This is a genomic window from Rhizobium sp. SG_E_25_P2 (assembly GCF_029892285.1).
Taxonomy (GTDB): Bacteria; Pseudomonadota; Alphaproteobacteria; order Rhizobiales; family Rhizobiaceae; genus Rhizobium_E.
Genome location: NZ_JARXVM010000001.1, coordinates 497,960 through 511,574 on the forward strand (window position 1 = coordinate 497,960; position 13,615 = coordinate 511,574).

Annotated in this window: 16 protein-coding genes; 6 read left to right on the plus strand and 10 right to left on the minus strand. The window is 57.4% G+C overall.

Annotated elements, in window-relative coordinates; genetic code table 11:
* Nucleotides 1–300: 300 nt before the first annotated feature.
* The gene (locus M2360_RS02325; protein WP_280772753.1) at nt 301–867 is read right to left on the minus strand and encodes a hypothetical protein; all 567 of its coding nucleotides are present in this window, start codon (nt 865–867) and stop codon (nt 301–303) included.
* Nucleotides 868–945: 78 nt separating this feature from the next.
* Nucleotides 946–1,560, minus strand: a complete 615-nt coding sequence (locus tag M2360_RS02330; RefSeq protein WP_280772754.1) for a calcium-binding protein — start codon at nt 1,558–1,560, stop codon at nt 946–948.
* Between the two features lie 247 nt (nt 1,561–1,807).
* On the opposite strand from M2360_RS02330, the gene M2360_RS02335 reads away from it, so the two are divergent.
* The 3 genes from M2360_RS02335 (at nt 1,808) to M2360_RS02345 (ending at nt 3,965) form a co-directional block, all read left to right on the plus strand.
* Nucleotides 1,808–2,293 (plus strand): hypothetical protein, encoded by a 486-nt coding sequence (locus M2360_RS02335; RefSeq protein WP_280772755.1) that lies wholly within the window; start codon nt 1,808–1,810, stop codon nt 2,291–2,293.
* Nucleotides 2,294–2,448: 155 nt separating this feature from the next.
* Nucleotides 2,449–3,105 carry a ParA family protein gene (locus M2360_RS02340; protein ID WP_280772756.1) on the plus strand — a complete coding sequence of 219 codons (657 nt, stop codon included), beginning with the start codon at nt 2,449–2,451 and terminating at the stop codon, nt 3,103–3,105.
* A 98-nt stretch (nt 3,106–3,203) separates the two neighbouring features.
* A complete protein-coding gene (locus M2360_RS02345; RefSeq protein ID WP_280772757.1) occupies nt 3,204–3,965 on the plus strand; it encodes a class I SAM-dependent methyltransferase in 762 nt (253 codons plus the stop codon).
* 28 nt (nt 3,966–3,993) lie between these two features.
* Here M2360_RS02345 and M2360_RS02350 read toward each other — a convergent pair whose 3' ends face one another.
* From M2360_RS02350 to groES, 3 genes are all read right to left on the minus strand, one after another.
* Nucleotides 3,994–4,866 carry a glycosyltransferase gene (locus tag M2360_RS02350; RefSeq protein ID WP_280772758.1) on the minus strand — a complete coding sequence of 291 codons (873 nt, stop codon included), beginning with the start codon at nt 4,864–4,866 and terminating at the stop codon, nt 3,994–3,996.
* 360 nt (nt 4,867–5,226) lie between these two features.
* Nucleotides 5,227–6,852, minus strand: coding sequence for a chaperonin GroEL (gene groL / locus M2360_RS02355; RefSeq protein ID WP_280772759.1), 1,626 nt, complete (start codon nt 6,850–6,852; stop codon nt 5,227–5,229).
* Between the two features lie 54 nt (nt 6,853–6,906).
* On the minus strand, nt 6,907–7,221 hold the full coding sequence (gene groES, locus M2360_RS02360) for a co-chaperone GroES (protein ID WP_280772760.1): 315 nt from the start codon (nt 7,219–7,221) through the stop codon (nt 6,907–6,909).
* A gap of 268 nt (nt 7,222–7,489) precedes the next feature.
* On the opposite strand from groES, the gene M2360_RS02365 reads away from it, so the two are divergent.
* Nucleotides 7,490–7,762 (plus strand): aspartate-semialdehyde dehydrogenase, encoded by a 273-nt coding sequence (locus M2360_RS02365; protein ID WP_280772761.1) that lies wholly within the window; start codon nt 7,490–7,492, stop codon nt 7,760–7,762.
* Nucleotides 7,763–7,768: 6 nt separating this feature from the next.
* Here M2360_RS02365 and M2360_RS02370 read toward each other — a convergent pair whose 3' ends face one another.
* The 5 genes from M2360_RS02370 to M2360_RS02390 all read right to left on the minus strand — a co-directional run bounded on the left by M2360_RS02370 (nt 7,769) and on the right by M2360_RS02390 (nt 11,585).
* Nucleotides 7,769–8,401 carry a GDSL-type esterase/lipase family protein gene (locus tag M2360_RS02370; protein WP_280772762.1) on the minus strand — a complete coding sequence of 211 codons (633 nt, stop codon included), beginning with the start codon at nt 8,399–8,401 and terminating at the stop codon, nt 7,769–7,771.
* 175 nt (nt 8,402–8,576) lie between these two features.
* Nucleotides 8,577–8,984: a DUF2177 family protein gene (locus M2360_RS02375; protein ID WP_280773070.1), complete on the minus strand. Its 408-nt coding sequence runs from the start codon at nt 8,982–8,984 to the stop codon at nt 8,577–8,579.
* Nucleotides 8,985–9,008: 24 nt separating this feature from the next.
* The gene (locus tag M2360_RS02380; RefSeq protein ID WP_280772763.1) at nt 9,009–9,383 is read right to left on the minus strand and encodes a DUF2147 domain-containing protein; all 375 of its coding nucleotides are present in this window, start codon (nt 9,381–9,383) and stop codon (nt 9,009–9,011) included.
* Between the two features lie 49 nt (nt 9,384–9,432).
* A complete protein-coding gene (locus tag M2360_RS02385; RefSeq protein ID WP_280772764.1) occupies nt 9,433–10,227 on the minus strand; it encodes a DUF1365 family protein in 795 nt (264 codons plus the stop codon).
* Entirely contained in the window at nt 10,224–11,585 is a 1,362-nt protein-coding gene (locus M2360_RS02390; RefSeq protein ID WP_280772765.1) for an NAD(P)/FAD-dependent oxidoreductase, read from the minus strand. Before M2360_RS02390 ends, M2360_RS02385 begins: the two co-directional genes overlap by 4 nt.
* A gap of 174 nt (nt 11,586–11,759) precedes the next feature.
* On the opposite strand from M2360_RS02390, the gene M2360_RS02395 reads away from it, so the two are divergent.
* Nucleotides 11,760–12,581, plus strand: coding sequence for a DUF1295 domain-containing protein (locus M2360_RS02395; RefSeq protein WP_280772766.1), 822 nt, complete (start codon nt 11,760–11,762; stop codon nt 12,579–12,581).
* The gene (locus M2360_RS02400; protein WP_280772767.1) at nt 12,578–13,615 is read left to right on the plus strand and encodes a cyclopropane-fatty-acyl-phospholipid synthase family protein; all 1,038 of its coding nucleotides are present in this window, start codon (nt 12,578–12,580) and stop codon (nt 13,613–13,615) included. Before M2360_RS02395 ends, M2360_RS02400 begins: the two co-directional genes overlap by 4 nt.

A 13,615-nucleotide genomic window follows, 5' to 3' on the forward strand; every position in this document is an offset into this window, starting at 1 on the left:
GTTTTCCAGTCATAGCATCATTGGTCGACGATCAATATCCTCGCGGGACTTGCAGATGGGGCGTCGGAGCCGTTTGCACCTCAAGAACTGCCAGCTGAATTCAACCGGATTCACGTGGGCAGTTCGGCGGCGGCGGCAGGATGAGGATGGATTCGGGAACGATGAGATTGTTGGATATGCCCCGGTGGTCCAAGACAGGGACGGCGCGGGCATTGTTCGCGGCCTTGCGAGAATCTCGATCAGCACCGATGGTCGTGTGGCGAGGAATGTCCTTGATCCCCGCTGGGCCTGGCGACAGGCTTAGAATATCCCTAAAAAGCGCTTTCTCTTTCTTTGAGCTAGCGCATTTTCAATTTTTGACAATCGCTCATCCAAACGGACGATAAATATATCATTGTCTTCAATGATCTTCTTAAGATCCATGAATGTCTGCGACGTTGATTTAGTTATCTCGTCGATCTTTGAATATATATCTGAAAAAGCAGCTTCCTGAGCAGATAGCTCTGACCTCACCCTTGAAAAACGTCTTTCCACATCCCCCCCATATTGGGCGATTGCTTCCGCTATAAGGCGATCTATTTCGGTTTCGATCTTTAACGTTATGGTATTCTCGTCACTTGCCTTTGCAATGAACGTCAGTTGCCGGACACTGCGAACCCAATGCGGCAACACGATCTCGAAGGCATGTTTTCCATCGCCAAAGCCGGCCTCAGCTAGATCCGGCCGGAATACTCCAGCCGGGGCGCCAGCAATTTGCGCGCCACCAGACTGAACCGAAATATCAAGAACCTTGGTTAGATCGTCTTGATCAATCGCCCAACCATACACCTTGGCGCCATCGTAAAAATCCACCAGTCCTACAAGCATGCATTCCTCACGAAAAAGCTCGTTGAAGCATACATTGCCTCAACGAGCTCATCAAATAACAAAGCCATTACGTATCAATTACACGACGTCAAAATGATCGCCGGGCTTATCCTTCAAGTCCGCGAGTTTCACGTCTTTCAAGGTTATCTTGTTTCCATCGCCGAGATTGATCACGACATCGTCGCCAACCTGCGAAGACTTTTTGATAACATCTGCGGCAGTACTGATTTTATTGAGGCCTTTGGAAATCTGCAGAACGTCGCGATCCACATCGAAATCGACAACCACGTCCTTGCCGGAATTCTTGGCGAAGATGAACAGGTCAGCCGATTTGGAGCCCCCAGCCACATCGCCGCGCAGCGTATCGTTGCCGACGCCGCCACTGAGTTCATCGGCGCCGTCACCGCCACTCAGTTTATCATCATTGAAATTTCCGTAAAGCCTATCGTTGCCGGCGTTACCGAAAAGCGCATCTTTACCTGCGCCACCGTTGAGACCATCGTCGCCGCTGCCTCCGGAAATACGATCGTCGCCATCACCGCCAAACAGGCGGTCATTGCCAGCATCGCCCCGAACGCTGTCGTTCGCGCCCAAGCCCCGGACGATATCATCGCCGCCGCCAGCGCGAAGATCATCCGCTCTCTGCGTACCCAAAATAACCGATGATTCGTTACCACCGAACTTCGTTGCCATGATTACCCCCATAACTCACAAGATTTAACTAGTTGTTAGGTAAACACGACCTTAACGCAGGTGTCAATATTAATCATTTCGCAAGTGCGAAATTTTTTCGCTTAAAATCTCAAGATGAAGCCGTATATGGCAAATAGCCCAAATTTACCGCATTGAACGCACAATAATTGATCTTTTCGCCCGCATATATCCGCCTGCCGAAGTTCATAGACTCAAGAGGCTCACATAATTATTTGAAAGAGACTGCATGCGCGCCCTGCACTGGCGCAGCGAAATGAAACAGTCATGTAGTTACTGTATTTATTTGACACATTTATTGTGTCACGAAATTTATTTTCGTTTTTCAGGCAGGATCGACGGGCATGCAGCGGAAACTGGAAGCGGTTCGCGTTCTCCGTCCGGGAGGCCGGCATCTCAAGATTATACTTCGAAACAACAATCGCCTGGTCTTTTCTCCGTCGACAAAACACGTGGGCGGCAGGTCCCCATTTTCAAATTCCGCCTGAACAGAAAAATAGGATGTACGACACCGGCAGATGGGCGACAGTTCGATCGCGCTGTCCTAAAACCGATTTGCTCAAATACTTCTGCAACGCCCACCTTCCCGGTGGATCGATTACAGCATCCAAATCGCATCAACCATTTGAATGCCGCTGCCTTCTGGATGAATTGGAATTGCCACATTTCCATGCATCATTTACATTCGCAGGATAGTCTGGTGTGGCTGGCATAGGGCGCGGTAGATCTCTAAATACAAGTCCGACTTGCACTACGGCGGGACCCATCCGATGCGGACATATATCGACCAGTTCCTTCGTACACACGCCGTGATTTTGCTTGATTTTATACCTGGCCGATCAATCCTCCACCGACATGAGAGAAATTTAAATGAAAATCATCTCATTTGTGACCCGAAAGGGAGGATCAGGAAAAAGTACGCTGACAATAAATCTAGGAATAGCAGCCGAGCTTTCGGGGGAAAGGGTGCTATTTTTGGACTGCGATGAACAAAACACCCTTTCGAAATGGGCAGAACGACGGGAGGCGGAGACTCCGATATTTGAAATTATTGCTGACCAGATACAATTGAAAGAAGCGCTGAAAGAAGCAGCGGAAGGCGATTTTAGTATAGTAATCATCGATACGCCGGGCTTCAATGTCCCGATTGTTCACGACGTCATCAGACATTCCGATCTCTGCCTCGTGCCCACGCGGCCGAGCACTGCGGACATCGAGGCGATGGCCTCGGTTTTGCTCGCCATAAAGGCGGAACGGAGAGATTTCGCATTCGTTGTCAACCAGGCGTCATCCGTCGCTCGATCAATGGAAGCCAGCGCGGGGCTGAAAGCTCTCGGAGACGTCTGTCCGATAATGATTGGCGCGAGGGTAGCCCTGCAGGACGCAATCGATACTGGATGGGGAATTTCGGAGTTTCAGCAGCGCGGAAAAGCGTCTCGAGAATTCGCCGCGCTGTGGGACTGGGTGAAAAATCGACTGAATACCACTGTCACTGACGGAAAGCTGGGGTTAAAGGGTTCAAGCTAGGGAACTTAGTGTTGGTTTTGATCAACACATATTGCAGCGCTCTAAGTCAAACTGGAGCAAATTCCGCGTCAAGGTTTCGCGGACCGAGGTCGAAAAGAATGAATGACATGGAATACATCGGCTTCTGCCCTATTTGCGAAGCTCCCGCCCGTTTTAAATCAACGGAAGCCTGGTATCGTGAGCACCTGTTTTGCATGTCATGTGAGAATGGTTCTTTGCCGCGCGAACGAGCGCTCGCGTCCGTGCTCAACGAGATTGTTCCGGATTGGCGAAACCGGAGAATTCATGAATGCTCTCCGATCTGGCGCGGAATATCTCTGAAGCTCGCCAGAGAAGGATCCCACTATCTCAGCACCCAATTTTTCCCCGAATATCCCACGGGCGAAATAGTGAACGGCTTTCGGAACGAAGATCTGCAAAAGCAGACTTTTCCTGATGAAAGTTTTGACATTGTTGTTGCTCTTGATGTCATGGAACATGTGTTTCGGCCGCAAGATGCAGTCAAGGAAATTTGGCGCACACTGAGCAATGGAGGTGTGTTTATTGCAACCTGGCCGATTTCCAATCGGTTGGTTCAGGGAATGCGCCAACGCGCGATCGAGGATGATCACGGTCAAGTCAAAATGCTGGAGCCCGCAGTATACCACGAGACAATGATCGGCGATGGACGTTCGCTTGTCACCGTTGACTATGGCTATGACGTCCACAAAAGCTTAGCGCAATGGGCGCCTTTCGATGTCAGAATCTTGAGATTCCACGATGAACATCAGGGCATCATAGGAGACTACACTGATGTTATCGTATGCAGGAAAAGAGAAGCAGAAAGCGGATATGTGAGACTGATCAAAAAAGCAAAATAGCCAAGACGATCAATTTATATAAACCCTCTCAACTATCTGCTTCTTTTAAAAACTCATTGAAGCGCCCAACATAATAGGCGTAGCTGTCAATGTTGCTGTTTATCAGATGCCGCATAGAGTCAATTTCCTGGGCAGATGCTTCTCCGGACAGGATTTTATCTATCCTCTGCGGCTTAGGTCCATGAAAGTGGATAATGCTTGCGGCTTCACCAATCCCCTGAAACGGCCGCCAATTCAGATTGGGGGACATCTTTTCCCATTCGTGACCGAAATACAGATTCAGATGTGTCTGATCATATGACGAATGCTGACGACTATAGAAGTTTCTGGCGCGACAGAATTCAATGAAGCCTTCAACTTTTTGTACGAAATTGGCGCGATTGACAACCATGACTCCGGAGTTGAAGCTCTGAGTTTCAACATAGTGATCGCCTTCCGATACGATTTCAGCACATGCGCCAAAAACCTTGGGCGCATAAAAATCTGGCGCGGGATCAGCCACGAACATAATATCGCAGTCGGTGTAAAGAAATACATCGTCTTCCAAGATACGAGCGGCTTCTACGCGGAGATATGCGCCAGAAGCTTGCGCGGGATTATAGGGCGACCCTTGGTTTGCGTGGATCACTGCGTCCGAAAACAACTCGGATTTGAACGAAACCTCATGCTTGATCACAGTAACGCCGGCATTTTTAAGCCAGCGAGCAAAATCAGACTCCGTATCGCCATCCAGTATGCAGATGGGCTCTAAGGTGGTGTGCTGTTTTGCGGATACCACAGCGGCCTTTAGGCAATCGCGAAACCACCCGGTCGCTCGTTGGTCCAGGCTGAATACCCATCGCCTGACATTTCCACCCTGTGATACCATTTTTCTTTTCTTTTTCTGTGTAAGACCGATCACTCTCCGCTGAGTATCTCAAAAGGCGTCGAAAACCAATATCGGTTGGCAACTTTTCATTTGCGGGGTGTCACTGGCCTTCCGACCGTTTGAAACCGCAGAGCGGCGCCTCCCGCATCGGTCGAGGATTTCAGCGCCCACCGGCAGCTGATTTCCTGTTCACCCGCAGGACCACCTGCGTTTGATTTCCGGGCGTCTTTGAAAATCTTCGCTGCGGCTTTGGGTTCGACCGCAGCTTTCTCCTGCCGAACGTTAAAATCGATCGGTTGCGGATAATTGAGACAAGCAACAGCCGGACGGAAAAGAGCTGCGGCATAAAGAAACCCCCTCGCCAAAGCAGCGAGGGGGCGGGCGTTCAGATGATCAGAAGTCCATGCCGCCGCCGGGCATGGCCTGAGCGGCATCCTTCTTCGGCTTTTCGGCGATCATCGCTTCGGTGGTGATCAACAGGCCCGCCACGGAAGCTGCGTCCTGCAGCGCGGTGCGCACCACTTTGGCGGGATCGATGACGCCTTGGGCGAACAGGTCGCCAAAGTCGCCGGTCTGGGCGTTCCAACCATAGGCGAAATCAGATTTCTCGCGCAGTTTGCCGACGATGATCGAACCTTCGGCGCCGGCGTTTTCCGCGATCTGGCGCACTGGCGCTTCGATGGCGCGGCGGATGATGTCGATGCCGACGCGCTGGTCGTCATTGGCGGTCACTAGGCCATCCAACGCCTTCACCGAACGCAACAGCGCCACACCGCCGCCCGGCAGAATGCCTTCCTCGACCGCCGCGCGGGTGGCGTGCAGCGCATCGTCGACGCGGTCCTTCTTCTCCTTGACCTCGACTTCGGTGGAGCCGCCGACGCGGATCACCGCAACGCCGCCGGCAAGCTTGGCGAGACGTTCCTGCAGCTTTTCGCGGTCGTAATCGGAGGTGGTTTCCTCGATCTGGGCGCGGATCTGGGTCACGCGACCGTCGATCTCGGTCCTGGAGCCGGCGCCGTCGACGATCGTGGTGTTCTCCTTCTCGATCGACACTTTCTTGGCGCGGCCGAGCATGTTGAGCGTGACATTTTCGAGCTTTATGCCGAGGTCTTCCGAAATGACCGTGCCGCCGGTGAGGATGGCGATATCCTCCAGCATGGCCTTGCGGCGATCGCCGAAGCCGGGCGCCTTGACGGCTGCGATTTTGAGGCCGCCGCGCAGCTTGTTGACCACCAGGGTCGCAAGCGCCTCGCCTTCGACGTCCTCGGCGATGATCAGCAGCGGCTTGCTGGACTGCACCACGCCTTCGAGCACCGGCAGCATGGCCTGCAGGTTCGACAGCTTCTTCTCATGGATCAGGATATAGGGGTCGTCGAGTTCGACGCGCATCTTGTCCTGATTGGTGATGAAATAGGGCGAGAGATAGCCGCGATCGAACTGCATGCCTTCGACGACTTCGAGTTCGGTGTCGGCGGTCTTGGCTTCCTCGACGGTGATCACGCCTTCATTGCCGACCTTCTCCATGGCTTCGGCGAGATAGCGGCCGATTTCGGCGTCGCCATTGGCCGAGATGGCGCCAACTTGGGCGATCTCCTCATTCTTGGAGATCTTGCGGGCATTGGCCTTGAGATCGGCGACGACGGCGGTGACGGCGAGGTCGATGCCGCGCTTCAGATCCATCGGGTTCATGCCGGAGGCCACGGCTTTCGCGCCTTCGCGCACGATGGCCTGGGCGAGCACGGTGGCGGTGGTGGTGCCGTCGCCGGCAAGATCATTGGTCTTGGAGGCGACTTCGCGCAGCATCTGCGCGCCCATATTCTCGAACTTGTCCTCGAGTTCGATTTCCTTGGCGACCGACACGCCGTCCTTGGTGATGCGGGGCGCGCCGAAGGACTTGTCGATCACGACATTGCGGCCCTTGGGACCGAGCGTCACCTTCACCGCATTGGCGAGGATGTCGACGCCGCGCAGCATTCTCTCGCGGGCGTCGGTGTTGAATTTCACGTCTTTCGCAGCCATGGGTCACTCCTTCATAGGCAGCAGTTTATGACTGTATGCAATTGGGGTTGACGATCAGGCGGCTTTCTTGTCCGCCACGGGGATCTCGATGACGCCCATGATGTCGGCTTCCTTCATGATCAGCAGCTCCTCGCCGTCGATCTTGATTTCAGTGCCCGACCACTTGCCGAATAGCACACGGTCGCCGACATGCACGTCGAGCGCCACGACCTGGCCCTGCTCGTTGCGCGCGCCCGGGCCGACGGCGAGAACTTCGCCTTCCTGCGGCTTTTCCTTGGCGGTGTCGGGAATGATAATGCCGCCCTTGGTCTTTTCCTCGGACGTGACGCGACGAACGACGATACGATCATGCAACGGTCTGAACTTCATGTTTTCCTCCTGGACAAACACAGTGCTTGCTTTCCCCTCGCCCGGACCGGCGGAGGACCGGACGGGGCGCCGGACCCGCTCCCGGCGTCCGACGCGAAAAGATCTGGTTTTGCAGTTTTTCGTTTTCAAGAGGGCGAAATCAAAAAAATCAGCACTCGCGTAAAATGGCTGCTAACAATATGTTTTAAAACGATCTTTTGTCATTTTTCTGTTGCAATGCGCATCCCGCGTGGCACAATTTCTTCGTTGACCATGAGAGGGAAACCGCATGAAGGCTACGCATGACTTCACCCTTCAAATGGAAGGGTATGGATTGACCACCGCCCATATTCTCTACCGCATGCCCGATTTCACATCCGTGCTGCAAACCTATCTCTGGCAGGATTACGACCTCGCCCCCGATTTCCCGCAGATGCGCAAATTCCTCGACTTCTGGGAAAAGACCCTGGATGGGGCGCTGCATTCGGTCCGCTACAGCCACAAACGGCTGATCGGCCCGAATGAATGGCGCCGCATCGACGGGGAGATCGTGCTGCACTGACCGCGCTCAGCGCGCAAGAGCCGAGAAGATCACCTCATAACCGGCGCGGCGGAAATGACCGTAGTCGTCGGCATAGTTGCCGCAGGGCGGACGCGCCTCGGCTGATGTCGTCCGGTCGCCGCCGCAGGTCAGCTTGAGCGCGTCGATCTCGATATAGCGCATGCGGTCGCGACCGGCGGCCCAGGCGGCGAGCTCGGCGTTGAGCGCCTTGCGGTCAGCGTCGCGGAAGTGGAAATCGGCCCCGCGCGGCGGCACGGCCACGAGATCGAGCCGCGCCTTCGGCCAGATCGCCAACGCCTTTTCGGCCACGGCCTGAATACCGGCGGCGATGGCGCAGGGCGGCATGTAGTCATAAGTGAGATTGTTTGTGCCGACGAGCAGGATGACCCTGGAGGCTTGCGTCGCGCGGCCCTGCATCCGATCGAGCAGCCAGAGCGTGTGCTGTGTCATGGCGCCGCCGACCGCGGCGTTCCAAACGCGACGTCCGTCGAATTGACGGCGGATCTGATCCTCGGGCCAGTTAGCGAGCAGGGAATCGCCGATGAGCACGATATCGGCGCGTCCGGGCGGATTGGCGATCAGATCGTCGGCGCGCTTCAGGCCATGCGGCCATTGATAGGGCACGGCATCGGTCGCCACCCTCACAGCGTAGGGATCACAGGCTTTATCGTTGGCCCACGCAAGAGATGCCGAACCGATAAACGCTAGAAACAGCGCCGCCCAGCATAGCGTGCGCTTCGTCCATATCGGCCAGTGTGTCACACATGTTCGCATAGGCGAAAAATGGCTGGAAAACGAGCGTTGCGCAAGCGGTTCAGACGCCGGTGAACAGGCGCGTGGCTTTATAGCCGATGACTGCTGACGATGCTGACAGCACCGTGCCCCAGATAAGATCGGCCACCGTCAGCAGCGTCGACCAGTTGCGAAGCACCGCCTGGCTGGTGAGATCATAGGTGGCGTAGGCCGCAAAACCGAAAAAGGCGCCATGCAGCAGCGCCACTTTCCAGTCTCCGGCCGCAAGCGCCGGGCGGATGGCGAAAAACACCAGGGCTGCGATGAAGATCAGGTAAAAGGCGACAGCCGGCGCCAGGCGAAATTCATCGGCCAGCATATCGCCCATCACCGGACGATAAAGACGGCTGGTCATGGTGGAGAGCCAGATGGCGTCGATCACCGCGAAGGCGATGCCGGTGGAGAGATAGGCGATGGCGGCTGATTTGATCGACAGTGTGGCCATGAACAGTCCTCAGTTGATGCGGGTCCAGCCAACGCCCTTACACAGAAGGCCGCCGAGAATGCAGCCTTCGGTGGTCAATGTGGTGTCGCCGACGGTGAGATTGATGCGATAGCTGCGGTCGCGCTGCGGATCGAAGGCGGTGCCCGAGAGCTTGCCGGGACCGGTCGGCTCGACGCTCATGACCAGTTTGTCGCCAGTCTTCTCGTCCTTGGTGCCCGGCTTGATCCAGGTGTTGATCGCGCAGAGATCGCCGCCGCAGCGGACGATCTTGACGCGCGCCTTTCCGTCGCCGCGCGCCCAGTTTCCAAACAACCGATCGTCGGCGGCATGGGCGGACGCGCTCAGGGCGGCGAGCGCGAGGATGGTCGAGGTGATGGTCTTCATGGCGCGTCTCCACTTTGGTTCGAGATACGGACAAATGAGCGCGCGCGGATCACTCCGCCGGCTGCGCGGGCAGGTCGCCGACCGATACGGGTTCGGCGGGCGGAGCGGGACGCTTGCGCAAGCGAACGCCTTTCAGCCAGATCTTCAACGCTTCCCAATGGATGCCGCCAACCACGCGCAGCGTGAGAAGCGGGATCGTGAAAAATGCTTTCAGCAGCGCCGCGTCGGTCAGTTCGGTGCGTTTCGCCAGATGTCGGGCGGTGAGCACCAGGCCCTCGTCGTCTGACACGTCGATCTTGACCGAGAGGCGATCCTCCGGAGGCGTAACGCGGAAACGGTATTTGAGATCCATCTCCATGAAGGGCGACACGTAAAAAGCCTTGTCGCAACTCTGCTCAATCTCGCCAGACCCCTCTGTCAGCACTGGGATGATATAGGCGTGGCGCTGGCCGAATGTGTTGTCGACTTCCCAGAGAATGGCGGCGAGTTCGCCAGTCGCGCGATAGCAGAAGAAGATGCTGAGCGGATTAAAGGCCCAACCGAGCAATCGCGGCATGGTCAGAAGCATGATGCGGCCGCCATCGGGCTCAAGCCCGCAGAGGCGCATGGCGTCCTCGACCTGGCCGCGCAGATCGCGGCCCGTGCGGTCGCCGCGATCTTTTCTCCTGAAGGAAAACAGGTTGAAGCCGTCGACGGAAAAAAATTTCAGTCGCTTGTCCAACGCGTCGAGTTCGTCGAGATCGAGGAGCAGCGAATAGATGCGATAGGCGAGGCTGTGCCGGCGCGGCTTGAGTCGCAGATGCGTGACATGGCCGGGAAAGAGCGCCGAGCGGAAGCCTGTCACGCCATCGCCTCCGTCCTGATCGGCAGCGACAGCGGACGGCGCACGATGCGGGCCGATTCCGCCTGCACCTGCCAGGGGCGCCGGAGACCGCCGAGATCTTCAGCCACTGCTAGACCGGCCTGCAATCCATCCTCATGGAAGCCCGCGCCGAAATGGGCGCCGCAGAACCAGGTGTTGCCATGACCCTGCAACGACCAGAGTTCCTGTTGGGCGCGCTGCGTGCCGACATCGAAGATCGGGTGCTCGTAGGTTTGGCGGACATGCACGCTGCCGGAACGCGGATCGCGACAGGGATTGAGGGTGACGAAGGTCGGCGGCGCATCGCCAAGCGGCTGCAGCTTGTTCATCCAATAGGTGACGGAAAGCGAGCGCTGACCATCGCGAGTGTCGGAGAGGTAATTCCAGGCCGACCAGGCGAAGCGGCGCTTCGGCATCAGGTTCGGGTCGGAATGCAGAACGGCTTCGTTGCGCGAATAGCGGAAGGCGCCGAGCAGACGACGTTCGTCCTCGGTGGGATCGGCGAGCATGGAGAGCGCCTGATCGGCGTGCGTTGCGACCACCACATCGTCGAACCGCCGGACGCCGCCATGCGCATCGCGGATCTCGACTGCGCCGCCAAGGCGCTTGATCGAGGCGACGGGCGTGGAGGTGAGGATGCGGTCGGCGAAGCGGGCGCTGAGACGCTGCACATATTCTCGGCTGCCGCCCTGCACCGTGCGCCATTTCGGGCGATTGACGACATCGAGAAGGCCGTGATTGCTGCAAAAGCGCACGAAAGATGCGGCGGGATAATCGCCGACATCGAGCGCCGGCGTCGACCAGATCGCAGCCGCCATGGGATAGAGGTGATCCTCGCGGAAGCTGCGGCTATAGCCGTTACGCTCAAGATAGGCGTCGAGCGTGATGTCGCCCATCTCAGGCAGGTCGCGCGGCGCGTTGCGGTAAAAGCGCAGAATGTCGGACAACATCCGCCAATAGCGCGGCTTGAACGCATTGGACGGCTGGGCGAACAGCCGGAAGGCGTCAGAGCCCGAATATTCGAAGGCGCCGCCATTCATCGACACGGCGAAGGACATGTCGGTTTCGACATTCGGCGCGTCGAGCGCCTTAAACAGCGCCGTCAGATTCGGATAGGTGCGTTCGTTATAGACGATGAAACCGGTGTCGACCGCGACGCGTTGTCCTTCATGGTCGAATTCGACCGTATTGCTGTGGCCGCCAACGCGGTCTGCTGCCTCATAAACGGTGACGCTGTGGCGTTGGGAGAGCAACCATGCGGCCGATAGGCCTGAGATCCCGGTTCCGATCACCGCGATATCAAGCGGTCTTTCGCCGAGGCGTCGTTCCATAAAGGCCATAAGGTCTGCGCTCCAATCTGCTTGCGACATTATGTCTACGCAGCGGCTTGCGCGACAGTTTCATCATCGGCGATTTTTTCACGGAAAACCGACTTCGGGGCCGGAAAGAAAACCGAGGCCAGCGCCGCTGCGTAACAAGCACTGAACAAACCCACCAGCCTGATGAGGCAAACAATGACTTTCAACGGCGTAATACTGCTGGCGATCATGATGAGCGCGATGATGGCGCTGGCCTGGGCAGCGCAGCGCAGGACCGGATCAAGCGGCTGGATCGATTCGATCTGGTCCTTCACGGTCGGTCTTGGCGGCGTGACCGCCGCGCTGATCGCCGACGGCGGCGATGATTTCAGGCGCTGGCTGGCGCTTGGCATTGTTGGTCTGTGGTCGGCAAGACTTGGCGCACACATCGCAGCCCGCACGCGAGGCGCGGGAGAAGATCCGCGTTATCAGGCGCTGATAGAAGAATGGGGCGACCGCGCCGGCGTGAGGCTATTTCTCTTTTTGCAGGTGCAGGCGGCCTGCGCTCTGGTTCTGGCGCTCGCCGTTTACGCCGCAGCCTCAAATCCCGCCATCTTCGGACTTGTCGATATGCTGGCGCTGGTGATCGCCATTGTCGCCATTGCCGGAGAAGCGGTTTCCGACTGGCAGTTGTCGCGCTTCCGGGCCGCCAATCGTGGCAGAGGCAAGGTCTGCGAAACGGGGTTGTGGGCCTATTCCCGGCATCCCAACTATTTCTTCGAATGGCTGGGCTGGTGCGCCTGGCCGCTGCTGGCGCTTGATGTCGCCGGCGGCCACCCGCTCGGGTTGACGGCGCTCGCCGCGCCGGCGCTGATGTATTGGCTGCTGGTGCATGTCTCGGGCATCCCGCCGTTGGAGGCCCATATGCTGCGCTCGCGCGGCGAGGCCTTCCGCTCGCTGCAGGCCCGCGTCAACGCCTTCTTCCCCGGTCCCCGCCGCACCCAGTCTCAAGCCGTGATCAAGGAAGCCCGCTCATGAATCTGATCGCTCTCGCCATCAATGCGGCCGAACGCGTCGCTCTTCCCGACACTGTCACGCTGGCCGGCATCGACTTTCTCTGCGGCCGCACCAAGCGCCGCCTCGCCGAGACGCCTGCTAGCGACGAGGAAGCCTTCGCCGCCTCGATGAAATACTATCCAGTCGCCACCCATACCGGCGAGGCCAATGAGCAGCATTATGAAGTGCCCTCGGAATTCTTCGAACTGGCGCTCGGTCCGCGACGGAAATATTCGAGCTGTCTCTATCCCACCGAGACGACCACACTGGCCGAGGCGGAGATCGCTGCGCTCGCCGAGACCGCGCGCCACGCCGATCTCCAGGATGGGCAGGAGATCCTCGAACTTGGCTGCGGCTGGGGTTCGCTGTCGCTCTATATGGCGGAAAACTTCCCCAATTCGCGCATCACCGCCGTCTCCAACTCACGCACGCAACGCGCCTATATCGAGAGCCGGATCGAGGCGCTGGGTCTCACCAACCTGACCGTCATCACCAAGGACATGAACGAATTTTCTCCAGGCGGCGGCTATGACCGGGTCGTCTCGGTGGAAATGTTCGAGCATATGTCCAACTGGCAGGCGCTGCTCGAACGGGTGCGCGGCTGGCTCAAAGCTGATGGGCGGCTGTTTCTGCATGTGTTCACCCACAAGTCCCGTTCCTATCGCTTCGATCACAACGATCCGTCCGATTGGATCGCCCAGCATTTCTTTACCGGCGGCATCATGCCGGCGCATGACCTGCCGAAGCGCTTTTCCGACCTGTTCGAGATCGACGAGGAATGGCGCTGGTCGGGCACGCATTATCGCCGCACCGCGCTACATTGGCTGGAGAATTTCGACGCGCATTCCGCCCGCATCGATACGATCTTCCGCGAAGTCTACGGCGCCGACGCCAATCTCTGGAAGCGTCGCTGGCGGCTGTTCTTCCTGGCGACCGCCGGCCTGTTCGGACATGCGGGCGGCGAGGAATGGGGTGTGGGCCATTACCGGCTGAAGCCGGTGCAGGCGAGCGCCTGA

What these genes read in the sequence shown, in the direction of transcription:
- M2360_RS02325 (WP_280772753.1), bottom strand. Translation starts at nt 867, where the DNA reads ATGCTTGTAGGACTGGTGGATTTTTACGATGGCGCCAAGGTGTATGGT.
- M2360_RS02330 (WP_280772754.1), bottom strand. Translation starts at nt 1,560, where the DNA reads ATGGCAACGAAGTTCGGTGGTAACGAATCATCGGTTATTTTGGGTACG.
- M2360_RS02335 (WP_280772755.1), top strand. Translation starts at nt 1,808, where the DNA reads ATGCGCGCCCTGCACTGGCGCAGCGAAATGAAACAGTCATGTAGTTAC.
- M2360_RS02340 (WP_280772756.1), top strand. Translation starts at nt 2,449, where the DNA reads ATGAAAATCATCTCATTTGTGACCCGAAAGGGAGGATCAGGAAAAAGT.
- M2360_RS02345 (WP_280772757.1), top strand. Translation starts at nt 3,204, where the DNA reads ATGAATGACATGGAATACATCGGCTTCTGCCCTATTTGCGAAGCTCCC.
- groL (WP_280772759.1), bottom strand. Translation starts at nt 6,852, where the DNA reads ATGGCTGCGAAAGACGTGAAATTCAACACCGACGCCCGCGAGAGAATG.
- groES (WP_280772760.1), bottom strand. Translation starts at nt 7,221, where the DNA reads ATGAAGTTCAGACCGTTGCATGATCGTATCGTCGTTCGTCGCGTCACG.
- M2360_RS02365 (WP_280772761.1), top strand. Translation starts at nt 7,490, where the DNA reads ATGAAGGCTACGCATGACTTCACCCTTCAAATGGAAGGGTATGGATTG.
- M2360_RS02380 (WP_280772763.1), bottom strand. Translation starts at nt 9,383, where the DNA reads ATGAAGACCATCACCTCGACCATCCTCGCGCTCGCCGCCCTGAGCGCG.
- M2360_RS02390 (WP_280772765.1), bottom strand. Translation starts at nt 11,585, where the DNA reads ATGGCCTTTATGGAACGACGCCTCGGCGAAAGACCGCTTGATATCGCG.
- M2360_RS02395 (WP_280772766.1), top strand. Translation starts at nt 11,760, where the DNA reads ATGACTTTCAACGGCGTAATACTGCTGGCGATCATGATGAGCGCGATG.
- M2360_RS02400 (WP_280772767.1), top strand. Translation starts at nt 12,578, where the DNA reads ATGAATCTGATCGCTCTCGCCATCAATGCGGCCGAACGCGTCGCTCTT.